Consider the following 21,833-nt stretch of genomic DNA (forward strand, 5'->3'; position numbering starts at 1 on the left):
CCATCCTATTCGAACAGCTTGCTCGCGAGCCGGGCCAGGCGCTGGGCCTTGCCCCGGTACGGCGGGAAGAACAGGTTCGTGAAGGCCGTGCGGCCCTGCCTCACGACCGCGCGCTCGTGGCTGAAGGCCTTGAAGCCCGCCTCGCCGTGATACGCGCCCAGCCCGCTCTGGCCCACGCCGCCAAACGGCAGGTGCGGGTTCACGTTGTGCAACACCACGTTGTTCACCACGGTGCCGCCCGCGCTCGTCTCCTTCAGCAGGCGCTCCACCGTGGCCTCTTCGTGGCTGAAGACATACATGGCCAGCGGCTTGCCGCCCGCGCGCACCTGCGTCACCACTTCATCGAGTGACTCGAAGCGCAGCACAGGCAACAGTGGCCCGAAGATCTCCTCGTCCATCACCGCCGTCTCCGGCGTCACGTCCGCCAGCACCGTCGGCGCGATGTAGCGCGTCTCCGCGTGCACGCCGCCTCCCGCCACCACCCGCGCGCCTCCCGCCACGGACTCATCCAGCAGCCGGCACACGCGCTTGTACGCGCCGTCATCCACCATCCGGCAGAAGTCTGGCGTCGCGCGCCGCGCCTCCTCCGTCTTTCCGTAGAAGCGCTCCAGCGCGGACTTCATCCCCGTCAGCAGCGCCTCCTCCTTCGACGCGTGCACCCAGACGTGGTCCGGCGCGATGCACGTCTGGCCTGCATTGAGGAACTTCCCCCAGACAATCCGCTCCGCCGCCACGTCCACGTCCGCGGACGCATCCACGATGACCGGCGACTTCCCACCCAGCTCCAGCGTCACCCCCGCCAGGTGCCGCGCCGCTGCCTCCATCACCCTCCGCCCCACGCGCGGCCCGCCCGTGAAGAAGAAGTGGTCGAACGGCAGCCGGAGCAGCGCCTCGCCCACGTCCGCGCCGCCCTCCACCAGCGCCACCTCGTCCTGCGGAAACACGTCCCGCAGCAGCTGCGCCAGGAAGCGCGCCGTGCCCGGCGTCTTCTCGCTGGGCTTGCACAGGACGGCATTGCCCGCCGCCACCGCCGCCACCAGCGGCGACACCAGCAGGTGGAACGGGTAGTTCCAGGGCGCCAGGATGAGCACCACGCCCTTGGGCTCCGGGTGCACCTCGCTCTTCGTGCCCGTGAGCAGGAGCGGCGCGCCCACCTTGCGCGGCTTCATCCACGCCTTCAGGTGCTTCTGAACGTGCGCCAGCTCCAGCAGCACCGGGAGGATTTCCGTCGCCTCCACCTCCGCGGGCGGCTTGCGGAAGTCCTCGTGCAGCGCGTCCGCCAGCTCCTCACGCCGCTCCAGCAGCAGCGCCTTGAGCTTCTCCAGCCGCGCGAGGCGCTCCTTCGGCCCTGTCTTCGCCAGCTCCCAGCGGCGCGCCTGGAGGCGGTCGAACACCGCCTGCAGGTCTCCCGGGACCAGGGCCTCCTCCACTGACACCACGCGCATGCCGGTTCCTCTCTCCCTCCCCGGGACCTACTCCAGCATCCGGGTCGCCTTGGAAGCCCATTCCTGGGTCTTTCCCCGATACGGCGGGAAGAACACCGCGGCCAGCGACTTCATCCACTGAACCATCACCGCCCGCTCATGGCTGAACGTCTTGAAGCCGTAGTGCCCGTGGTAGTTCCCCAGCCCGCTCATTCCCACTCCGCCAAACGGCAGGTTCGGGTTCGCCACGTGGATGAGCACGTTGTTCACCACCACCCCGCCGGACGTCGTGTTCTGGAGCACCTCCTCCACCATCTTGGAGTCCTGCGAGAACACGTACAGCGCCAGCGGCTTCCCGCCTTCGTTGATGTGCGCGTAGACCTCCTCGCGCCGCTCGTACGTCAGCACCGGCAACACCGGCCCGAAGATCTCCGCCTCCATGATGGGCATCTTCGTCGTCACCCCGGACAACACCGTGGGTGACACGTACCGTGACGGCCCGTCCGCCGTGCCGCCCGCCTCCACCTTCGCCCCCGCGGCGACCGTGCGGTCGAGCACCTCCTTGAGGCGCCTCCACGCCGCCGGGTCCACCACCCGGGCGAAGTCCGGGCTCGCCTGACGCTCGGCCTCCGTCGCGCCGTAGAAGCGCGTCAGCACCGCCGTGAAGGCCTCCAGGAAGGCCTGCTGCTTCGACGCCGGCACGTAGATGTAGTCCGGCGCCACGCACGTCTGGCCCGCGTTGACGAACTTGCCCCACGCCAGCGCCTCCGCCGCCGCCTTCACGTTCGCGGACTCGTCGATGATGACCGGCGACTTCCCGCCCAACTCCAGCGTCACGCTGGAGAGGAACTTCGTCGCCGCCGCCATCACCTTGCGGCCGATGTTCGGGTTGCCCGTGAAGAAGAAGTGGTCGAACGGGTGCTGGAGCAGCGCCTCCGCCACCTCCGCGCCGCCCTCGAACACCGCCACCTCGTTCTCCGGGTACACGTCCCGCACCAGCTTCGCCAGGAAGCGCGACGTGTGCGGCGTCTTCTCACTGGGCTTGATCATCACCGCGTTGCCCGCGGCGATGGCCGCGATGAGCGGCGCCGCCACCAACTGGAACGGGTAGTTCCACGGCGAGAGGATGAGCACCACGCCCTTCGCCTCGAAGCGCACGTGGCTGGACGCGCCCTTGAGCGTCAGCGGCGTCGCCACCCGCTTGGGCTTCATCCACGACTTCAGGTGCTTCACCGTGTGGTTCAGCTCCTCCAGCGTCGGGTGGATCTCCGTCAGCTCTACCTCCATCGCCGGCTTGCGGAAGTCCTGGTGGATGGCCTCCGCCAGCTGCTCGCGCCGCGCGATGATGGCCTCGCGCAGCTTGCGCAGCCTCGCGATGCGCTCGGCCGCCGTGCTGCGCGACAGGTTCCAGCGGTTCGCGCGCTGCGACTCGAACACCGCGCGGATGCGGTCCACTTCAACCGAGGCCTGGGGGAGGAGGGACGCGACGGCTTCCAGCATGACGGAGCTCCGTTTCAAGAAATGCGCGAATGGGTCAGCGGGCTTCGAGCCCGCGAAGCAGGGTGGTGATGGCCGCCGTCAGCTCGGCGGAGAAGTCCACGCGCAGCGGCGCCATGTGCGGCAGCGTCAGCACCTCGCGCGCCACGGGCGCGATGTCCGCCATCTGCCTGAGGCCCGTCATCAGCGCGTGCACGTGGCGGATGATCTGGACCGCGGACTCCGGCGTGAGGAAGGGCAGCCGTGCCTGGAGCAGCGCCGCCGTCGTCCCCATGGACACGAGCACGCGCTCCTTGAAGGCCTGCGCCTGCGCCACCGTGACGTTCTGCTCCAGCACCGTCTGCGCCAGCGCCAGAAGCCGCGTGAAGGTCTCTTCACCCTCCAGCGAATGGGCCACCGTGCGCGCCAGCTGGTGGCCCGTCCACGTGCCGTCTTCGGCCAGGCGCCCGTTCAGCTTCGCGAACCACGCGGTGAGCAGGTCGTCCAGGAGCGCCAGGAACAGCGCCTCCTTCGTCGGGAAGTAGAGGAACACCGTCCCCTTCGCCAGGCCCGTGCGCGCCGCGACGTCCGCCATCTTCACCTCGGCGAACGACGTGGCCTCGAACAGCGCCCGCGCCGCGTCCAGCAGCTCCCGCCGCCGCGCTTCCTTGTCCTCGTCCCGCCGCGCCCGCAGCGGCACGACCCGCTTCTCGGCCAGTGCTCCCGCCATGACCCGGAGTTAAATGACCGCTGGTCATCGGGTCAAGCCGGTGCCTGGGTCTCCTTTCACCGCAGGACGTTCGCGAGGGGAGGGGGATGGAATCGTGTAATCCCGTGTGCGACGCTGGGTGACATGATGAGGCCCATCGACGCGGAGCTGCTGTCGGGGAGCGCGCTGTACCAGGAGGTGGTGCTGCGCAAGCTGGCCCATGCGCGCGAGTCGGTGTGGATGGCGACCGCCAACGTGAAGGCCATGTACGTGGAGCGCTCGAAGGGGGCGTTCGTGCCGCTCCTGGAGGTGCTGGATTGGCTGGCCGCCCGGGGCGTGGCGCTGCGGCTCTTGCACGCGGAGCTGCCCAGCCGGCCGTTCCGGGCCGCGTTCGACGCCCGCTCCCGGCTGGTGAAGGGCGGGCTGGAACTGAAGGTGTGCCCCCGCGTCCACTTCAAGGCGGTGGTGGTGGACGGCGCATGGGTCTACCTGGGAAGTGCCAACCTCACCGGCGCGGGCCTGGGCGCCAAGGGCGACGATGTCCGCAACTTCGAGCTGGGTTTCGTGACGGAGGACTTCGACACCATCGACCGGACGACGGCCCTCTTCGAGGCCGTGTGGAGCGGCGCCGAGTGCCGGGGATGCCGGCTTCGCGCGGTGTGTCCTGACCCCATCTTGCCCTCCGGCGGCGGACAGGCGAAGAAACGGGGACGGGACGCGGTGCGTTTGGGGAAGTCCCGCCGGCTGCGACGTCCACGGGAGGACTCGACATGAAGGTGTACTTCGCGCCGCGCCACGCGCCTTGGGGGACCAGCGCGGGGTGACGTCTCCAACCTCCAGTGCGTGGGACGACGCGAGCGCGGATGTCCGGGCCCGAAGGCGGGTCCGGCGGCGCACGTATTGGTGGTGCGCGCTGCTCATCACGCTGGGCTCGCTGGCGCACCCGCTGATCCTGGGCCGCTTCCGGGCGGACTTCCTCGCGGTGCACCTGGGCTGGGCCGTGGCGTTCCTGGCGCTGGGGGCCGCGGTCGGCGCGGGGTGGCTGCGCCCGCCGTTCAGCGGCATCGCCGCGGGCACCGTCAGCCTGACGGCGCTCTCCGTGAGCATCCAGCTCACCGGGGGGCTGTCCAGCCCGCTGTTCCCGTCGTTCTACACGGTGCCCCTCTTCGTCGCCGTCTTCGTCCCGGGCCAGCGGCTGCCGGTGTGGTCCGCCATCGGCGGCACGCTCGCGGCGGTGCTGCTGATGATGTGGCTGGCGCACGTGCCCTGGACGGCGTTCGTCAGCCAGTGCTTCAGCCTCGTCTTCGTGTTCGCGGTGTCCGCGCACGGCGCGGAGGCCTTCCGCAAGCTGCGCGCGGCCGAGCGCAACGCGCACCTGGAGCGCGTGGAGGCCCTGCGCCAATTGGCGGAGAGCGAGTCCCGCCGCGCACGCGTGGAGCGCCAGCGCGCGGAGGTGGAGCGGCTGGTGGTGGTGGGACAGCTGGCCGCGGGCGTGGCCCATGAGGTGAACAACCCGCTCGCGTACGTGAAGTCGAACCTGCACTACCTCCAGGAGGAATGGGCGCGCGGCGCGCCCGAGGACCTGGAGGACATGCGGCGCGTGCTGGACGAGACACAGCAAGGCGTGCTGCGCATCCAGCAGATCGTCACCGACCTGCGCCTGTTCTCGCGCGAGGCCCCGGACGAGCTGGAGTCGTGTGACGTCGCGCAGGCGCTGGCCGAGGCGCAGCGGCTGGCCTCGGTGCGCCTGCGCAGCCTGGGCGTGGTGGACCGCGACGTCGCGCAGGAGCTCTCCCCCGCGCGCGTCACGGCCCGCCACCTGGTGCAGGTGCTGGTGAACCTGCTGCTCAACTCCGCGGACGCGCTGGAGGCCGCGCGCTCCAGCAAGCCCGCGCACGTGATGCTGCGCGCGCGCATGGAGGACGGCCGCGTGCGGGTGGAGGTGGAGGACAACGGGCCCGGCATCCCCGAGGCCGCGCTGCCGCGCCTCTTCGAGCCCTTCTTCACCACGAAGCCGCCCGGTAAGGGCACCGGCCTGGGCCTGGCGCTCTGCCGCGACTACGTGGCGCGCGCGGGCGGCACCCTGGACGCGGAGAACCGCGCCGAAGGCGGTGCTCGCTTCATCCTCCGGTTGCCCGTCGCCGGTACCGCATCCCCCCCTGTGCACCGCGAAGCGCCAGCGCCCGTGGACGCGAACGCGGAGCCCGCGGCCGAGTAGCCCCCTCTTCAGTGCTTCATCGCTCCAGCGCGTGCGCCACCTGACCCAACAGGCGCAGGCGCGGGGAGTCCAGCTTGCGCACGGTGCGCATCAGGCGCCGCACCTCCGGACGCTCGCGGTACTCCGGCGGATCCTCCGCGAGCTGCGGCGCGCCGTCCTCCGTCACCGCCGCCGTCGCGCTCAACCCGAGCAGCACGTCCGACGAGCAGCTCAGCACGAGGCAGAGCTTCCGCAACGTCCGCACGCTGGGCAGCATGTGCCCGCGCTCCAAACGGCCGTACACCTCGGTGGCGATGCCGACGCGCTCGGCGACATCGGCCTGCGTCAGCTCCAGCCGCTGCCGGGCCACTCGCACCGCGTTTCCAATGAGGGTTGCCAGTCGCTGTTCCATGGCGTGCAAAACCTGTCGAAAGAGGAGCTTCTCCCCCCGCTTTTCAGACGGAGAGGTACCGGGGAGAAGTCGCTGCCTTGCGTGACCTCGTGAGACACAGATTACGAGTGGGGTCTGACATCTCCGGGCATGCGGACAGGGCCCGCAAACCCTCGACAATCCGCCGTTTCCGCCGTTCCGGCGCGCGCGTTTGGCAAGGCTTCCCGGGTGTTTTTTCCAGCGCGTCACGCGCGCCGAACCGGGGTGGTAGGCGGGCGCGCTTCCGTCCCTCCCAAGACGTCACGGGAAGGCCTTGAGAGGTCGCCCGACGTGCCAGGTTGCTTCGTGCGATTCGCGACGACTTCGCGGGTCCGGGGAGACCGCGCGCTTCCGGCGAAAGGGGCCGGAAGCGGGGCTCGATACCCGGGCTGCTTCAGTGCTGCTTCAGGATTCGGACGGCAGCGCGGCGCGGGCTTCGGAGTACTCGCGCACCATGCGTTCGACGACGGTCGCGGCGGGCAGCACGTCCTTCACGAAGGCCACGCCCTGGCCCGCGCTCCAGGTGTCCTTCCACGCCTTGCCCTGGCCCGCGCGGAAGCGCTCCAGCGCGCTCTTGATGAAGTTGCCGTGCACGCCGGTGACCTCCTTCGTGTACTCCAGGTCCTCGGGCCCCGCGTCCACCAGTGCCTGCTTGTAGTCGGGCGCGGCGCCCGCTTCTTCCGTGGCCAGGAAGCGCGTGCCCACGTACGCGCCATCCATCCCCAGCGCGAGCGTGGCGGCCAGGTGGCGCCCCGTGGAGAGCGCGCCCGCGAGCACCACCGGCACGCCGAGTTCCGCCTTGAGCCACGGGCCCAGCACCATGGGGCTCAGGTTGCCCGCGTGGCCTCCCGCGCCGCTGCCCACCGCGACGAGCGCGTCCACGCCGGCCTTCACCGCCTTCTCCGCGTGGCGCAGCGAAATCACGTCGCTCCACACCTTGCCGCCGTACGCGTGCACGCGCTCCACGATGGGCGTGGGGTCGCCCAGGCTGGTGATGACCAGCGGCACCTTGCGCTCCACCGTCGCGGCCACGTCCTCCTCCAGGCGCTCGGCCCACTTGAGGATGAGGTTCACGCCGAAGGGCACGTCCTTCGGGAACGTCTGGAGGAAGTCCCGGTACGCCTGCGCGGTGCGGTAGTTGAGCGACGGCACCGCGCCAATGGCGCCCGCGCGTCCGGCGGCCTCCAGGAGCGCCGCGTTGGACACCAGGAACATGGGGGCGGCGATGATGGGATAGCGGATGCCCAACATCTGGGTCACCGCGGTGTCGATGCGCGAAGGGGCCATGCGCCGCATTGGAGCATGCGTGCACGCGAGCGCGAGGCCGAAAAATCGGCCTGGGCGGCGTTGTCAATCACGGCGTGTCCTGGCGGGGGAAAACCCCTGGTGTTTCCGTGGTTTACGTAGCACGTAGGGCTGACATAAGGTGCCCGCCCCGGCGGCGAGCCGGGAAACCGGGGAGTCCCTTCGGTGAAGCGAACCGGGGAGCGCCGCCGAGCGCCTTCGCGGGGAGGCCAGAGCCAGTCGTGAGTGACGAGCGTCCGGACGCGCTGCTCAAGAGCGCACTCGAAAAGATCGTCTACTTCGAGGCCCGTGCGCAGCAGTTGCATGGCGAGCTGGCGTCCGCGCGCGACGAGCTTTCGCACCTGAAGGAGGACCTGGCGGCGGGGCACCAGCGTGAGCTGGACCTGCGCCGGGAGGTGGCGTCGCTGGAGGTGAAGAGTGCCCGCGCCCAGGCCGAGCGCGAGGAGCTGTCCCGGCTCAACCAGGCGCTGCGGCTGGAGCGCGACCAGCTGATGGCGAAGCTGCTGGACGCGAGCCGGATCCACTCGTCCGGCCAGTCGCGCGCGATGGCGGAGGACGATGCCGACGAGCTGGGGTTCGACCTGGCGTCGTTCATCTCCCAGCTGCGCAGCGAGGTGATCCTCCGCGGGGACGTGCCGGCGGTGCGCGCGCCGTTCAACGGGCCCGCGGTGCCGCTGAAGGCCTCCGACCCGAGCGTGCCCTGGACGGAGCGTCCCGCGCCGGCCATTCCGCCCCGGGCTTCGACGATGGCCTCGGCCGCGGTGGATTCGGGGCTGTCGCCGGTGGCGCGCGAGGCGCAGCGGCTGCAGAGCGAAGGCCGGCTGAGGGTGAGCCCGGAGCAGATGGCGGAGCTGTCCGGGCACGCGGGCAGCACCACGGACGAGACGCTGTTCGGGTTCTCCGTGCGGGAGCTGTCGGCGGCGGACGCGGCGGCGCGGGTGCGGGCGGCGGAGCGGCTGAAGGCGCTGGCGCATCCGGCGGCGGCCCCTGCGCTGGCGGCGGCGCTGCACGCGGAGACGGACGCGACGGCGCAGGTGGCGCTGGTGCAGGCGTTCGCGGGGCTGTGCCGGGAGGAGGGCGCGTCGGTGGTGTCGCCGCTCCTGTCGTCGCCGGTGCCGGAGGTGCGCATCGCGGCGTTGAAGGCGCTGCTGGTGCTGGCTCCGAAGGACGCGGCGCCGCACCTGGCGCAGGCGATGAAGGATTCGGACCGCTCGGTGCGCCGGCGCGCGTCGCTCCTGGCCCTGGGGTTGGAGGGGGAGACGGCGCGGCGGCTGGGCGAGGACGCCATCCACGACACGGATCCGGAGGTCCGCGCGCTGGCGGCGCTGGCGCTGGGCGCGGGCCGGGGCGAGAACGCCCGGACGCTGCTGCTGGGCGCGCTGGACGACAGCGAGGCGCGCGTGCGCAAGGCGGCGGCGCAGAGCCTGTCGCGCATCCTGGGCCACGACGTGTCCGCGGTGGTCGCGCTGGATGATGCGCACCGGCGCCGGGAGATCCGCCGGTTGGCGACGCTGCCCGTGAAGCCCGTGCGCGCGACGCTGGAAGTGAAGCCCGTGGAGCCCGTGCGCGTGGCCCCCGTGGTCGCGGAGGCGCAGCCCGCGGCGGCGAATGCCGCGCCGCAAGTGAGTGCCCCGGTCGCGGTGCCTCAGCCCCTCCCTTCGATTCCCGAGCACACCGCCGTGCCGGTGTCGCTCGCGGACATCGCCGCGAACACCTCGCAGTGGACCGCCACGCCGGTGGCCGCCCCCGCGCTCGCCGTCGCCACCGTGGGCGCGGCCCGCTCCGCACCTGCCGTGATGCACGGTGCGGCTCCTGCGCCCGCCCGGGTCGCTAATGGTGGCCCCGTGTCCTTCGCTTCGGGCCCTGCCGCGCCGCCTTCTCGCCCGGTGGCCTCCGTTCCGCCCGCGCCCCCCGCGCCAGTGCCGCAGGCCGCGCCCGCGCAGCCCGCAGTGCGGCGGACGCCCGTGCAGGCCGCGCTGGTCGCCATGGGCGCGCCTCCTCCCGCCCGCGCTCCGGCTCCTTCCGCCCAGCCGCCGGTTCCTCCCAAGCGCGGCCCGTCTCCCGTGGAGGCGCTGTGTGGGGCGATGTTGCAGGAGGTGCGGGTCGCTGTCCGAGGACGCTCGCTCGCCGAGCTGACGTCCGGGCTGTCCGCTCCGGCGGAGCTCGCCCAGGAGGCTGTTGCCCTGCTGGTGGCCCGAGGGGCCATCGTGCGAAGGGGGCACAAATACTTCGCCGCTTGAGGCAAGGTGCAGCAACCCGCCCAGGCCTCACACGTCATCCGAAGGGTCGTTCATGGAAGCGCCGACGTACAGCTCGAAGCAGGTAGCCGAGATGCTCGGCGTGACTCCGAAGTCCATCCCCGCGGAGCTGCGCAAGGACGCCTACGGCCCGGAAGACGTGTGGGAGCTGCGCACGACGCTCAACAAGTTCCCGCCCACCGCGGGCCTGCGCAAACAGCTCTTCCTCAACTTCAAGGGCGGCACCGGCAAGACGTCCCTGTCCACGTCCTACGCGTGGCGCCTGGCGGAGCTGGGTTACGCGGTCCTCCTCATCGACCTGGACAGCCAGGGCCACGCCACCAAGTGCCTGGGCTACGAGGGCGAGGACTTCGAGAAGACGCTGCTGGACGTGCTCGTCCGCAAGACGCCGCTCGCGCAGGTGGTGCAGAAGTCCACCCTGCCCAACCTGGACTTCATCCCGTCCAACCTGAGCATGTCCACGGTGGACCTGGCGCTGATGCCCATGGCCGGCCGTGAGTTCAAGCTGCGCAACGCGCTCAAGGACGTGGAGGCGCAGTACGACTTCATCGTCTTCGACGCGCCGCCGTCCTTCGGCCTGCTCAACCTGAACGCGCTGATGGCCGCGAACGACCTGTTCGTGCCGGTGCTCGCGGACTTCCTGTCCTTCCACGGCCTCAAGCTGCTGTTCGAAACGGTGCAGAGCCTGGAGGAGGACCTGAACCACGTGCTGGACCACGTGTTCATCGTGGTGAACTCCTTCAACGCCACCTTCAAGCTGGCGAAGGAGGCGCTGGAGGCGCTCCAGACGCACTACCCCGAGTACCTGCTGCCCACCATCATCCGGCAGTGCACCAAGTTCGCGCAGGCCTCCAGCGAGGGCCGCCCGGTGTTCGTGGCGGACCCCACGTCCAAGGGCGCCAACGACATCCAGGCCATGCTGGACAACGTGCTGCCGCGCCTGGTGGCCGCGCACGCCGCGGCGGTGAAGGCCGGCACCGCGACGAAAGCCGGCTGAGATTTCCCCATGAAGAAAGCCTTCGAACAGAACGTGTCCCGCGCGAAGCCGCGCCTCCGCCTGGGGGCGCTGACGGGTGCCCTCGACCCGGCCGACCCCACGGGGACCGCCGCCGCCGCCACGCCGGAGCCCGCCGCGCCGGAAGCGCCCGCGCCCGTCGCGGAGTCGCCGGACCTGTCCTCCGAGGTGCGCGCGCGCATCGAGCGCCGCGCCGGCCCGCGCCCCACCGCCGCCGAGGCGATGGAGGCCGCGCTGAACGCCCCGCCCAGGCACGCCGCGCCGCCCCCGGCCGCGCAGGGGCTGCCGGCGGTGACGGCGCCCTCGTTCTCGCCGGTGTCCCACGCGCTGTCCGCGCTGGTGTCCCCGGAGGCCGCGCGCGTGGAGGAGGAGGCTCCGCCCGCGCCGTGGCTGGACTCGGACTCGCAGGAGACCGCGCCCGGCTGGAACGTGGCGCAGGAGAGCGCGCCCGAAGAGTCCGTCTGGGACGCGGACGCCGTGCCGCCGGTGTCGCACCGCGAGGTGGCGGAGGCCGTCGCCGCGTCCGCGTGGAATGTGTCCGTCGCGCAGCAGCGGGAGTCCGTGGTCGAGGCCTTCGGCCGGGAGCCCCTGGGCGCCGAGCCGACCCCCACGCACGTGGAGCCGTCCCCGCCCGCCGCCGCGCGTTGGGATGCACTGACGGCGCGTCCGGCAGCCGCGACGCACGTGGACGCGACGCGCGTGGCGCCCCTGGCCCACTCCGTGACGCACACCGAAGCGCTGCGCGCCGAAGTGGCCCGCATGGAGCCGCCGACCGCGCCGGTGCCGCCCCAGGCTGAAGCCCGCGCGCCCGCCGCGAACCCGGCGCCGCAGGCCGAAGCCGCTCGCGCCGCGCCGGTCACGTTCGCCTCGCCGCCCCCGGCGATGGCGCAGGCGGAAGCCCCCCGCGGAATGCCGGCCACCTTCGCGGGCCCGCCTCCCGGAGTACAGTTCGATGGACGGATGGGCGTTCAGGCCCTCCGCATGCCTTCCGAGGCCGAGCCCATGACGACGTACGCTGCCGTCCAGGCCTCCACCGTCACCACGACCGAGACGGTGGCCCGACAGGAAGCCGCGCCCGCCCCCGTCGAGGTGCAGACGCCCGCGCCTCCCCGCGAGGACGACTCCGAATCCCGCCGCGAGAAGCTCAAGGCCCGCCTCAAGGCCGTGCGCGAGAACCCCCGCCCGGAGCCGCTGCCCGCCACCGTCGCGGAAGCCGGCCAGCGCGCCGTGGAGCGCATCACCCACCTCCAGGCGGAGCTCACCAAGGTCAAGGCGGCCAACCTCACGCTCACCCAGGACCTCGAAGTGGCCCGCCGCCAGGCGGAGAAGGCCACCGAGGAGGCTCGCCTCCGCATGGACGAGGCCCGCCGCCTGTCCGCGGAGATGGAAGGCCGCGTGAAGCTGCTCGCCGACCTGGAGCGCGAGCTGGCCTCCCTGGAAGGCGAGCGCGACGAAGCGCTCCTGTCCCTCCAGGAGTCCCGCCAGGCCCTCCAGGCCGCCGCCAAGGAGCACGAGGCGCTGGAGCAGGTCGTGACCAAGGGCAAGCTGGCCCTGGCCGACAGCCTGGCGGAAGAGGAGCGCCTCGCCGTGGAGCTGGAAGGCGCCAAGGACGAGTCCGCCTCCCTGCGCCGCGCCGTGGAGACGCTCCAGGGCGAGCGCGACGTGCTGGCCCAGCAGGTCGCGTCCCTCACCGCCGAGCGCGCCGAGCTGCTGGAGGCGCGCAAGGCCCTGGAGTCCGTGCACCGCGCCCTGAGCCAGGCCACGGTGCGCTGAAACGCCCCTTCGCCTACTTCGCGTCCTTCGCCACGCCCGTGGGCTTCTTCAGGGGCCCCACGACGGCGAAGGCCGCGGGCAGGTCCGGCCGCTGGAGCGACGCGACGTCCACCCGCGCGAGCGGATCCGCGTTGTTCCGCCGCGCCTCGACGAGCTGGGCAATCTGCTCCTGGCGGTCCTTCGCCTTGGGGTGGTTCGCCAGGATTCCGCCGCCCCCGGTCGTCTTGCCGAGCAACAGCGAGTACTCCCCCGGGTCGTAGCCCGCGGACAGCAGCAGCTCCACCGCGAGCGCGTCCGCCGCCAGCTCCTCGTCCCTGCGGTGGCCCTTGCCGGCGAGCTCCACGGTCCCTTCGACCATCTTCGCCATCAGCCCCGTGTCCGAGTCCAGGTCCAGGCGGCCGTCCGACCGGCTCGCGCCCACCACCTTCGAGGCCACCGTCGACACGACAGCGCCCGCCACCGCGGCGCCCTTGCACGTGCTCACCTTCACGTCGACGTACTGCCGCAGCGCGTGCTTGAGCACGACGTGGGCAATCTCATGCGCCAGCACGCCCGCGAGCTGCGCCTCGTTGTCCACGCCCTGGAGCAGCCGGCGCGTGACGAACACATAGCCACCGGGCGCGGACAGGGCGTTGAAGTTCTCCGCGTCCTTGAGCACGCCGAACGTCCAGCTCAGCTCCGGCCGGGGGGACTGCATCGCCAGGTTGCGGCCCACCGTGTTGACGTAGGTGTTCAGCCTCTCCTCCGCCGCGCCTGACAGCATCAACCCACTGCCCTGGCGGGCCCAGTGGATGGCCAGCGCGCTGCCCAGCGCGTACTCCTCCTGGATGGCCGGCGCGACCTTCAGCTTGTCGCAGGACCCCACCTTCTCCGCCGCGGCCGCCACCCGGTTCGCGTCCTCGCCCAGGTTCGCGGCCCTCAGGCCCTTCGCCACCTGGGTACAGGACGTGAGGCTCAGCCCCAGGCCCACCACCGCCAGCATCCCCATGCGCGAGCGCATCACTTCACCGCCTTCTTCGCCTGGGGGCCCAGCTTCGTGTTGGGCGCCACCACCGGGAACAGCCCGGCCTGCTTCACGTGCGCGTCGATCTCCGCGGGCGTGACCTTGAGGGCCAGGCCCTCCAGCTTCTGGATCTGCGCCACCGCGTCCGCGTAGTCGCCGCCCTTCTCCTTGCCGTACTTCTCCGCGCCCGGGCTCAGCGCCTTCACCGCCGCGCCGCTGGACACGAAGGCGGAGGGGTCGATGCCGCGCGTCTTGCCGTCCTTGGACACCAGCTCCATGTCGGGCGGCTTCGTGGACAGGTTCGTCTGGAACACGTAGCCGGCCTTGCCTCCGGGCTCCGTCACCTGGTGCCACTGCGCGTTCTTCGGGTCCGCGCCCTTCCACGTCACCTGCTGCCCGGGCTGGAGCACGGCCACCACGTCCGCCGTGGGCACCGCGCTCTTGAGCACGCGCGTGTTGCGCGCCTTCACGTAGAGCTTCTCGTCCTTCTTCACCGCCCACGCGGCCGTCGCCGGCACTCCCAGCGCCAGCAGCACGACGCCCCAGGTCCATCGTCTCATCGTCATCCTCCCCAACCTGATACGCCGTCACTTCTCCAGATTCGCGACGCCATCGAATTTCTCCGGGGGCGTCTCCAGATACTCGCGGCAACGCTCCAGCAGCTTCGCCGTGGGCCCGTCCTCCGGCACCTTCGCGGCCTCCGCCTCCAGCACCGCCGCGGCCTCCGCGAAGCGGGCCTCACGGTACAGCGCCAGGGCCTCGTGGTAGCGCGCCACCGTGTGCCGGGTGGACGCGTCCAGCTGGCCCTTGAGCGCGAGCAGCTCATACACGGTGACGGCCTCCGTCTTGCCCGCCACCCGCACCCGGTCCAGCTCGCGCACCTCGATGTGCTCCCGCGCCAGCTCGTACGTGCGCGGGCCAATCATGATGACCGACCCGTAGGCCTTGTTCGCGCCCTCCAGGCGCGCGGCCAGGTTCATGCCGTCGCCAATGGCCGTGTAGCTGAAGAGCTGATCGCTGCCGAAGTTGCCCACGAAGTTCACCGCGCTGTTCACGCCGATGCGCGTGTACACGTCCGGGAACCCCTTCGCGCGGAAGTCCACGCGCAGCGCCTCCACCGCCGCCTTCGCCGCCAGGGCGCCCCGGCACGCGCGCACGGCGTGGTCCTCCTGGGCCATGGGCGCGCCGAAGAGGCACACCACCGCGTCGCCGATGTACTTGTCCAGGCACCCGCCCTCGCGCAGCAGCGCCCCGCTCACCGCCGTGAGGTACGTGTTGAGGATGCGCACCAGCTGGCGCGGGTCCTCCTTGAAGCGCTCGCTGAAGGTGGAGAAGCCGCGGATGTCGCTGAAGAACGCGGTGATCTCCTTGTTCTCCCCATCCAGGCGAGGCAGCTGCCGCGAGCGGATCATCTGCTCCACCAGCTTCGGCTCCATGAAGCGGTGGAACGCCTGCCGGATGAACTGCGTCTCGCGGTTGGCCACCAGGTGGTTGAACGCCAGCGCCGCCACGCTCGCGCCCACGCCCGCCAGCGCGGGCATCGCCATCAGCACGTGCGTGTGCGCTGCCTTGAGCAGCAGGCCCGTGAGCACGTGCAGCCCCAGGATCAGCGCCACCGGCCAGGCCACCTCCAGCGGCGTCCAGCGCGCCATCATCAGCAGCACCGCGGACACCAGCGCCACGAGGAACGTCAGGCCCAGGTCCACGCCCGGGGGCGCGCGGGTGATGAACGTCCCCGACAAGAGCGTGTCCACCACCGTGGCCTGCTTCACCAGCCCGGGCTCCGCGGGGGAGAAGGGCGTGGCCTTGATGTCGTTGAGGCCCACCGCCGTGCCTCCGATGACGACGACCTTGTCCTGGAATGTGCCCGCGGGCACTTCCAGGGGCTCACCCTTGAAGCGGTGGATCCAGTCGTTCAGCACGGCGAAGAGGGTCACCGTCCTGAACCGCTGCTCCAGCGAACCGCCGTAGTCCAGCGCGGCGCTCCCGTTGTCGTCCACGTGCCACGTGCGCTCGCCCAGGCGGAGGGTGCGGCCGGAGAACGTGACCTCCTTCGCGCCCAGCAGGTCCGCCATCATGCGCACCGGCAGCGTCACGTAGGTGTTGGTGCCGTCCGTGTACGCGAAGCGCGTGCGGCGGATGGAGCCGTCCCCATCCGCCTCCATGTCCACCAGTCCCACCCCGTTCACCGCACCCAGGAGGGCGGGCGTCGGAGGCACCGGGTAGCGGGGCTTCGGTGGCGGCGTCGATGGCATCTGCCCGAGCCTGGGCAACGCCTCCCCATCCGTCCGGCGCGCGGGGAAGGCGAGCGCCCGGGCCAGGGCCTCGTCCGTCAGCACGGGCGTGGCCGGGGCCGGTGCGTCCTCGAACTCCTCGGGGAAGGAATCATCCTGTGGAGGGCTGGCGGCGGGCGCGCTCTCGGGAGCGGTCAGCGGCACGGGGGCCTGGAGGTCCGCGCGGGCAATCTTCTTCGCCGACTCGCTGGTCGACATGCCCACGTAGAAGGGGAGGCCGGTCTCACGCAGCACCTGCGCGAAGCCCAGGTCGGTGGACTCGTCGGCCGTCCGCTCGTCCACCACCGCGTCGAACAGCACGGCCCTGGCTCCCTGGGCCTTCAATTCCTGCGCGATGCGCGCCCACAGCGTACGCGTGTACGGCCAGTTGCCGAAGTTGATCCGCAGCTGCGAGTCCTGGCTGATTTCATCCAGGGTGCTCTGGTCGATGGCCACCACGACCACCTGCCCGGACTTCTCCCGGCCCCCCGTGAACCGGACCAGGGCCTCGTCGTAGGCGATGTGCTCCGTGCCCTCGAGGACCTTCGCCTCCTCGCACGCCCACGCGGCGAGTGTGGCCACCAGCGCGATGCCCAGCATCACGCGTCCGTGATGGCGCCAGCGCTCCTGGAGCAACTTCCACGTCTCACCCGCCACGGCCCCTCCCCACGAGGTCGACGGCGTGACGCTACTCCGGGAGACGCCGCCGCGACACGAGCAAGGGCTGGGGAGGCTGGCGCTTTATCCACGAGGATCCGGAGAGCCCCGCGAAGCAGGGGACCTGGCGAGCCGTCGCAGCCCCCGGCGGACGACGGCCGACGCCTGCACGTCTGTTGCCGTTGGCCAAGTCTTCCCAACCTTGAGGCCCATGGGACCCGAGGCGGTGACGGCCATCGCCCGCGTTCAATGCCTGTCCCTGCCTTGAGGAGTCATCCCGTGGCCCTGGACCTGTTCAAAGAAAAAGGCGTCGCCGTGGAGCGCCAGTCCTTCACCTGGAAGGACATGGTGCGGCGGCCCTACAGCAAGATGGATGATGACGCGTTCACCCGGACGCGCGTCATCCTGATGAACGGCATCGAAGCGGATGCCCTGCGCATGAAGCACATCTTCGCGCGGCTCAACCTGGAGCTGCGCCCGCACCTGGCGCTGGTGCGCCGCGCGGAGCACCACCAGCAGACGCTGGTGAACTGGCTCACGCCGCCGGACCAGAAGGTCATCGAAACCACGCTCGGCTTCGAGCAGCTGGCCATTGAAGTCACCGCCAGCGTGGCCATCCACGAGCCCGACCCCTATCTGGCCCAGACGTACCGGTTCGGGATGCTGGAGGACTTCGACCACCTGTACCGCTACTCCGCGCTCTATGACCGGCTGGAGGGCCAGGACCCCAACAACATCACCCAGTCCTATACGGACATCATCCCGGGCCGCCCCACCGCCGTGGAGCACCGCCATCCGCTGGATGACCTGCGCCGTCCCTACGACTGCAAGACCGCGGATCCGCTGTCCAAGCTGCACGCGATGACCATCACCGCGTCCGAGTTCCAGACGCACGACTACTACATGACCGTGGGCCCCACGTTCACGGACCCCGTCGCGCGGCAGCTCTACGCGGAGATCGCCTCCATCGAGGAGCAGCACGTCACCCAGTACGGCTCGCTGATGGACCCCGGCGAGTCCCTGCTGGAGAAGTGGATGCTCCATGAGGCCATGGAGGTCTACAACTACTACTCGTGCCTCGCGTACGAGACGAACCCGCGCATCAAGGAGGTGTGGCAGCGGTTCGTGGACTACGAGCTGGGGCACCTCCACTACGTGATGGACCTGTTCAAGAACCTGGAGAAGCGCGACCCGGCGGAGGTGCTGCCCCGCGCGCTCCCGGAGCCCATCGCGTTCAAGGAGCACCGTGAGTTCGTGCGCAAGGTCCTCTCGCAGGAGGTGGACATGCGCTCGGACGGCACCGAGTACGTGGACAAGTCGCAGCTGCCGCCGGACCACCGCACGCTCGTGTACCAGGCGCAGCTCAACTCGGAAGGGTCGCCCTCGGAGACGGCGGCGGCTGGGTACAAATGGAGGCCGGGCACGGAGCTCGCCGCGAAGGCGGAGCGCATGGGCTCGGTGCTCGAGGGGAGGAGGCTGCAATGAGCAAGGACACCGTCGCCGACGTGGGGATGAACCGCACCGGCATCAAGACGTCTCCCGTGGACAGCAAGGACATCATCGCGGAAGCGGAGCGCGCGCAGCCCAGCAGCCCGGGCGACGCGCAGGCCATCGCGGAGGTGCGCAAGCAGTACATGCGCGAGTCCGGTGACGGCCTGGGCCACGTCCCGCCGCCCTCCAGCCTCAAGGGCGTGGCGAAGACCGCGGTGGACATGCTCAAGGGCGGCAAGCCCACCGTGTTCATCGACAAGCTGGGCGAGCGGCTCGCCTTCGAGCGCAGCGGCGTCCGGCTCTACGAGGGCGCGCTCTCCAAGCTGGAGGTCTTCGGCAGCTGGGAGGGGGGGCCTTCGCGGGAGCTGCTCACGAAGATCCTGGATGACGAACTCAGCCACTTCGCCCTCCTGACGGAGGCCATGGAGAAGCTGGGCGCGGACCCCACGGCGATGACGCCGTCGGCGGACCTCACCGCGGTCATCTCCATGGGCGTGCCCGCGGCCATCTCCGACGCGCGCACCAACCTGCGGCAGGCCATGCAGGCGCTGCTGGTGGCGGAGCTGACGGACAACGCGAGCTGGGAGCTGCTCATCGACCTGGCGCGCGGCCTGGGCCATGACTCGCTCGCGGACCGCTTCCAGCTGGCGCTGGACGCGGAGGCCGAGCACCTGGCGCTCGTGAAGGGCTGGCTGGCGGCGGGCGTGTCCACGGAGGCGCGCGCGCCCATGGACGCCGCGTCCGTCCCCGCGCAGCCCTGAGCGGACGGCCGGGCAGGCAGGCGGATGTGGCAGGCCGTTGTGCGAGGACACAGCTTGTGGGCTCGCACAACGGCTTCGTCACGTCTGGAGGCAACGACATGCAGCTCAGCCAGCTGGGAGGCTCCGAGGGTCTGGAACACAACGCCACGCTCAACCGTGAATCGCTGGTGGCGCTGGGGGCCTTCAGCGCCATCACCGCGGGCGCGGTCTTCCTCAACGCGCGCAGCACCCGCGAGGCCGTGGAGGGCCGCTGGTACAAGCATCTGAAGAAGCCGCCCTACCAGCCGCCGCGCCAGGCCTTCGGGCCGGTGTGGACGGCGCTCTACGGGCTCATCGCCGTCTCCGGCTGGCGCATCTGGGGCTCACCCGCGGGCGCGGAGCGCTCGCGCGCGCTGGGCCTGTGGTTCATGCAACTGGGGCTCAACGCCGCGTGGTCCCACCTGTTCTTCCGCAAGCGCCAGCTCAAGGCCGCGGCGGTGGAGAACTGGGCCCTGCTGGGCAGCATCGCGGCCTACACCGCCGCCGCCAGCCGGGTGGACCGCAAGGCGCCGTGGTTCATGGCGCCGTACCTGGGCTGGGTGTCCTTCGCCAACGTGCTGTCGACCGACATCGCCCGGCGCAATGCCTGACGCCGGGCGTCTCTCCTCGCGCGCTAGTGGCGCAGGCGCGAGGGGGGCGCCGCGTTGTTGAAGGACAGCACCGCGGCGAAGTAGCGCGCCTGGTTCTCCGAGGTGCAGCGCACCTCCTGGATGCGTCCACCGACCTTCACCCGGACCACCCACCCGTCATTGTCCTGGCTGATGGGGGACTCGCTCTTCATCGTCATGTTCTCCATAACTCTCTCCCTCCCGTGCATCCGGGTAGAGCAGGGGGCGTGCCAGGGCCGGGAAGCGTGGGATTCCAGCCCTTTGCATGAGGCCCTCGTCGGGGGCGGAGAGGCGGAGCTGAAGTTCTTTCAGGCGGGCGCCATCGCGGCTTCAGTGGAGGTGGCGATCGGGCCACACCTGCGGGAGGGCGGGCCGCACGGAGGCGATTGTCGGCAGCGCGACGTAGAAGGTCGACCCCCGGCCCGCCACGCTCTCCACCCAGATGCGGCCGCCGTGGCGCTCCACGATGTCGCGGCTGATGTAGAGGCCCAGGCCCAGCCCGCCGTAGGAGCGCGTGGAGGCGTTGCGCGCGCGGAAGTAGCGGTCGAAGAGCTGCTGCTGCTGATCCTCCGGGATGCCAATGCCCGGGTCTGTCACGGACAGCACCGCGACGTCGTCCGTCAGGGACAGCCGCACGCGGATGGTGCCGCCGTCCGGGCTGTACTTGAGCGCGTTCTCCAGCAGGTTGGAGACGACCTGCTCCAGCCTGAACGTGTCGCCGTGGACGGAGATGGGCTCCCGGGGGTGCTCGAAGTCGAAGGTGTGGTTGCCCTTCTGCCCTTCCATGCCGGCGAGCGTGTGCTCCACCAGCAGGTCGAAGCGGGTGGCCTCCGGGTGCAGGGACAGCCGGCCGGCCTCGATGCGCGAGGCATCCAGCAGGTCGTTGATGAGGCCGGTGAGGCGCGTGAGCTGGTGGCGCGCGTGGCGCAGCACGCCGGGGTCCAGGTTCTCGCCGCGCTCCAGGCGGCGCTCCAGCGTGGCCAGGCGCAGGCTCAGGGGCGTCAGCGGCGTCTTCAGCTCGTGGCTCGCGATGGAGAGGAAGTCGTCGCGCACGCGGATGGCCTCCTGGGCCTCGCGGTACAGGTGCGCGCGCTCCTCCTCCGCGCGCCGGCGCTCGGTGATGTCCTCGATGAGGACGCCCACGCCCAGCACGCGGCCATCGGGGGTGCGCACGGGATAGAAGCTGCCCTGGAAGCAGCGCCGGGGGCCGGGGACGCCCAGGTCCTGGTCGGAGGTGGACTCCTGGTTCACCAGCGGCTCGCCGGTGCGCAGCACGTACCGGGGCCCCTGCTCCGCGATGGTGCCCGGCTCGCCGAGCAGCTCCGGCAGCGTGCGGCCCGGGTGGTCCTCCGCCGGGATGCCGTTGATGCGCGCGAGCGTCTCGTTGACGCGCACGTAGCGCAGGTTCGTGTCCAGGAAGCCGATGCCCACCGGCGCGCCGCGGAAGAGCAGGTCCAGCTGGGCCAGGTTCTCCTCGCGCTCGGCCTCCACGTGGCGGCGCTCGGTGATGTCCTCCACGATGCCGACGCCGCCCTCCACGGTGCCGTCCTCCGCGTAGCAGGGGGCGAAGCGGATGCGCACCGGTATCTCCTTGCCGGTGGTGAGCGTGCGGTAGTTGCCTTCGTAGTCGCAGGGGCGGCCGGCCAGTGACTCGCGCACGCAGGTCATGATCTCTTCGTCGCGCAGCGTGAGCAGGTTCAGGCCCACCAGGTTGCGCTTCGACGTGCCGATGAAGCTCGCGAAGAGGTCGTTGCACGCGGTGATGACGGGGTTGCGGTCGAAGTGGAAGATGCCCAGGGGCGCGTTCTCCACGAGCAGCCGGTAGAGCCGGTCCACCGTCTCCTGGTGCGAGGCCACGCCGGAGCGGCCGGAGACGTGCTCCACCGGCTCCTCCAGCGAGTCGATGACCTCATGCAGCCGGCGCAGCGTGAAGACGATGCGCTCATTCCCGTCCAGGCCGGTGGCGCCCACGGTGACCTCCACCTGGAGCTCCACGCCGTCGCGCCGCAGGGCGAAGACGCGCGTGGGCCGCCCGCCGAGTGCCTTGCGGCGCGACAGCAGGTAGCGCGGCAGGCTGAGGCCGTGGAAGTGGTGCAGGCGGGGCGGGAAGAGGTCGGTGACGGGCCTGCCCACGAGCTGCTCGCGGTCCCAGCCCAGCAGCCGCTCCGTCGCCGCGTTGACGTGCAGGATGCGCTCATCCGGGCCGCACGCGATGAAGGGATCCACCGCTGCGTCCAAGACGGCTTCCAGCTCCCGTGCGGCTCCTCCGGCCATGCTTCGCTCCTGGTGGGAACCGGCACGCGTCTTTCCTTCGCGTGGCGGCCCTGCCGGGCGGTGGGGGCTCCCCGGCGTTGGCGGGCGCGCGTCTTGGCGCCCGTGCGCGTTCCCTTTGACTACAGGTACACACTGTGGGC

The 21,833-nt window shown here is 71.0% G+C and carries 18 protein-coding genes; 8 read left to right on the forward strand and 10 right to left on the reverse strand.

Features of this window, described 5'->3' with window-relative positions:
* Positions 1 to 5: 5 nt before the first annotated feature.
* From ACX114_RS02775 to ACX114_RS02785, 3 genes are read right to left on the reverse strand one after another with little or no spacing between them, the layout of a single operon-like run.
* The gene (locus tag ACX114_RS02775; RefSeq protein ID WP_459294422.1) at positions 6 to 1,445 is read right to left on the reverse strand and encodes an aldehyde dehydrogenase family protein; all 1,440 of its coding nucleotides are present in this window, start codon (positions 1,443 to 1,445) and stop codon (positions 6 to 8) included.
* 27 nt (positions 1,446 to 1,472) lie between these two features.
* Positions 1,473 to 2,924: an aldehyde dehydrogenase family protein gene (locus ACX114_RS02780; protein ID WP_459294424.1), complete on the reverse strand. Its 1,452-nt coding sequence runs from the start codon at positions 2,922 to 2,924 to the stop codon at positions 1,473 to 1,475.
* Between the two features lie 34 nt (positions 2,925 to 2,958).
* Positions 2,959 to 3,630 (reverse strand): TetR family transcriptional regulator, encoded by a 672-nt coding sequence (locus tag ACX114_RS02785; protein ID WP_459294426.1) that lies wholly within the window; start codon positions 3,628 to 3,630, stop codon positions 2,959 to 2,961.
* Positions 3,631 to 3,756: 126 nt separating this feature from the next.
* Here ACX114_RS02785 and ACX114_RS02790 point away from each other — a divergent pair, with 126 nt between their 5' ends.
* Positions 3,757 to 4,383 carry a phospholipase D family protein gene (locus tag ACX114_RS02790; protein WP_459300055.1) on the forward strand — a complete coding sequence of 209 codons (627 nt, stop codon included), beginning with the start codon at positions 3,757 to 3,759 and terminating at the stop codon, positions 4,381 to 4,383.
* Positions 4,384 to 4,429: 46 nt separating this feature from the next.
* Entirely contained in the window at positions 4,430 to 5,827 is a 1,398-nt protein-coding gene (locus ACX114_RS02795; RefSeq protein ID WP_459294428.1) for a sensor histidine kinase, read from the forward strand.
* A 16-nt stretch (positions 5,828 to 5,843) separates the two neighbouring features.
* Here ACX114_RS02795 and ACX114_RS02800 read toward each other — a convergent pair whose 3' ends face one another.
* Both ACX114_RS02800 and ACX114_RS02805 read right to left on the reverse strand, forming a co-directional pair.
* Positions 5,844 to 6,218 carry a helix-turn-helix transcriptional regulator gene (locus ACX114_RS02800; protein WP_014393392.1) on the reverse strand — a complete coding sequence of 125 codons (375 nt, stop codon included), beginning with the start codon at positions 6,216 to 6,218 and terminating at the stop codon, positions 5,844 to 5,846.
* Positions 6,219 to 6,641: 423 nt separating this feature from the next.
* Positions 6,642 to 7,523, reverse strand: a complete 882-nt coding sequence (locus ACX114_RS02805; RefSeq protein WP_459294430.1) for an NAD(P)H-dependent flavin oxidoreductase — start codon at positions 7,521 to 7,523, stop codon at positions 6,642 to 6,644.
* Positions 7,524 to 7,762: 239 nt separating this feature from the next.
* Between ACX114_RS02805 and ACX114_RS02810 the strand changes: the two genes are divergently transcribed.
* The 3 genes from ACX114_RS02810 to ACX114_RS02820 are packed head-to-tail and all read left to right on the forward strand — an operon-like array spanning position 7,763 to position 12,587.
* Positions 7,763 to 9,781 carry a HEAT repeat domain-containing protein gene (locus tag ACX114_RS02810; protein ID WP_459294432.1) on the forward strand — a complete coding sequence of 673 codons (2,019 nt, stop codon included), beginning with the start codon at positions 7,763 to 7,765 and terminating at the stop codon, positions 9,779 to 9,781.
* Between the two features lie 52 nt (positions 9,782 to 9,833).
* Positions 9,834 to 10,796: a ParA family protein gene (locus tag ACX114_RS02815; protein WP_014393395.1), complete on the forward strand. Its 963-nt coding sequence runs from the start codon at positions 9,834 to 9,836 to the stop codon at positions 10,794 to 10,796.
* 9 nt (positions 10,797 to 10,805) lie between these two features.
* Positions 10,806 to 12,587, forward strand: coding sequence for a hypothetical protein (locus tag ACX114_RS02820; RefSeq protein WP_459294434.1), 1,782 nt, complete (start codon positions 10,806 to 10,808; stop codon positions 12,585 to 12,587).
* Positions 12,588 to 12,600: 13 nt separating this feature from the next.
* Here ACX114_RS02820 and ACX114_RS02825 read toward each other — a convergent pair whose 3' ends face one another.
* From ACX114_RS02825 to ACX114_RS02835, 3 genes are read right to left on the reverse strand one after another with little or no spacing between them, the layout of a single operon-like run.
* Positions 12,601 to 13,587 (reverse strand): M48 family metalloprotease, encoded by a 987-nt coding sequence (locus ACX114_RS02825; protein ID WP_459294436.1) that lies wholly within the window; start codon positions 13,585 to 13,587, stop codon positions 12,601 to 12,603.
* Positions 13,587 to 14,150, reverse strand: a complete 564-nt coding sequence (locus ACX114_RS02830; protein ID WP_459294438.1) for an SH3 domain-containing protein — start codon at positions 14,148 to 14,150, stop codon at positions 13,587 to 13,589. The genes ACX114_RS02825 and ACX114_RS02830 overlap by 1 nt, the downstream gene beginning before the upstream one ends.
* Positions 14,151 to 14,177: 27 nt before the next feature.
* The gene (locus ACX114_RS02835) at positions 14,178 to 16,520 is read right to left on the reverse strand and encodes a CHASE2 domain-containing protein (protein WP_459294440.1); all 2,343 of its coding nucleotides are present in this window, start codon (positions 16,518 to 16,520) and stop codon (positions 14,178 to 14,180) included.
* A gap of 279 nt (positions 16,521 to 16,799) precedes the next feature.
* Between ACX114_RS02835 and ACX114_RS02840 the strand changes: the two genes are divergently transcribed.
* The 3 genes from ACX114_RS02840 to ACX114_RS02850 all read left to right on the forward strand — a co-directional run bounded on the left by ACX114_RS02840 (position 16,800) and on the right by ACX114_RS02850 (position 19,401).
* A complete protein-coding gene (locus ACX114_RS02840; protein WP_459294442.1) occupies positions 16,800 to 18,005 on the forward strand; it encodes a hypothetical protein in 1,206 nt (401 codons plus the stop codon).
* Positions 18,002 to 18,772 (forward strand): ferritin-like domain-containing protein, encoded by a 771-nt coding sequence (locus ACX114_RS02845; RefSeq protein WP_459294444.1) that lies wholly within the window; start codon positions 18,002 to 18,004, stop codon positions 18,770 to 18,772. The genes ACX114_RS02840 and ACX114_RS02845 overlap by 4 nt, the downstream gene beginning before the upstream one ends.
* 98 nt (positions 18,773 to 18,870) lie before the next feature.
* Entirely contained in the window at positions 18,871 to 19,401 is a 531-nt protein-coding gene (locus tag ACX114_RS02850; RefSeq protein WP_459294446.1) for a TspO/MBR family protein, read from the forward strand.
* 23 nt (positions 19,402 to 19,424) lie between these two features.
* On the opposite strand, the gene ACX114_RS02855 is transcribed toward ACX114_RS02850, so the two are convergent.
* Complete coding sequence (locus ACX114_RS02855) at positions 19,425 to 19,598, reverse strand: hypothetical protein (protein ID WP_459294447.1); 174 nt, start codon at positions 19,596 to 19,598, stop codon at positions 19,425 to 19,427.
* Between the two features lie 151 nt (positions 19,599 to 19,749).
* Entirely contained in the window at positions 19,750 to 21,693 is a 1,944-nt protein-coding gene (locus ACX114_RS02860) for a PAS domain-containing sensor histidine kinase (protein ID WP_459294449.1), read from the reverse strand.
* Positions 21,694 to 21,833: the final 140 nt, after the last annotated feature.

The sequence above is a fragment of the Corallococcus sp. M7 genome (assembly GCF_054512695.1).

Excerpts from the sequence above, each read along its gene's own strand:
- ACX114_RS02830 (WP_459294438.1), bottom strand. The coding sequence starts at position 14,150 with ATGAGACGATGGACCTGGGGCGTCGTGCTGCTGGCGCTGGGAGTGCCG.
- ACX114_RS02825 (WP_459294436.1), bottom strand. The coding sequence starts at position 13,587 with ATGCGCTCGCGCATGGGGATGCTGGCGGTGGTGGGCCTGGGGCTGAGC.
- ACX114_RS02850 (WP_459294446.1), top strand. The coding sequence starts at position 18,871 with ATGCAGCTCAGCCAGCTGGGAGGCTCCGAGGGTCTGGAACACAACGCC.
- ACX114_RS02790 (WP_459300055.1), top strand. The coding sequence starts at position 3,757 with ATGAGGCCCATCGACGCGGAGCTGCTGTCGGGGAGCGCGCTGTACCAG.
- ACX114_RS02845 (WP_459294444.1), top strand. The coding sequence starts at position 18,002 with ATGAGCAAGGACACCGTCGCCGACGTGGGGATGAACCGCACCGGCATC.
- ACX114_RS02815 (WP_014393395.1), top strand. The coding sequence starts at position 9,834 with ATGGAAGCGCCGACGTACAGCTCGAAGCAGGTAGCCGAGATGCTCGGC.
- ACX114_RS02785 (WP_459294426.1), bottom strand. The coding sequence starts at position 3,630 with ATGGCGGGAGCACTGGCCGAGAAGCGGGTCGTGCCGCTGCGGGCGCGG.
- ACX114_RS02820 (WP_459294434.1), top strand. The coding sequence starts at position 10,806 with ATGAAGAAAGCCTTCGAACAGAACGTGTCCCGCGCGAAGCCGCGCCTC.
- ACX114_RS02780 (WP_459294424.1), bottom strand. The coding sequence starts at position 2,924 with ATGCTGGAAGCCGTCGCGTCCCTCCTCCCCCAGGCCTCGGTTGAAGTG.
- ACX114_RS02860 (WP_459294449.1), bottom strand. The coding sequence starts at position 21,693 with ATGGCCGGAGGAGCCGCACGGGAGCTGGAAGCCGTCTTGGACGCAGCG.
- ACX114_RS02855 (WP_459294447.1), bottom strand. The coding sequence starts at position 19,598 with ATGACGATGAAGAGCGAGTCCCCCATCAGCCAGGACAATGACGGGTGG.
- ACX114_RS02800 (WP_014393392.1), bottom strand. The coding sequence starts at position 6,218 with ATGGAACAGCGACTGGCAACCCTCATTGGAAACGCGGTGCGAGTGGCC.
- ACX114_RS02805 (WP_459294430.1), bottom strand. The coding sequence starts at position 7,523 with ATGGCCCCTTCGCGCATCGACACCGCGGTGACCCAGATGTTGGGCATC.
- ACX114_RS02775 (WP_459294422.1), bottom strand. The coding sequence starts at position 1,445 with ATGCGCGTGGTGTCAGTGGAGGAGGCCCTGGTCCCGGGAGACCTGCAG.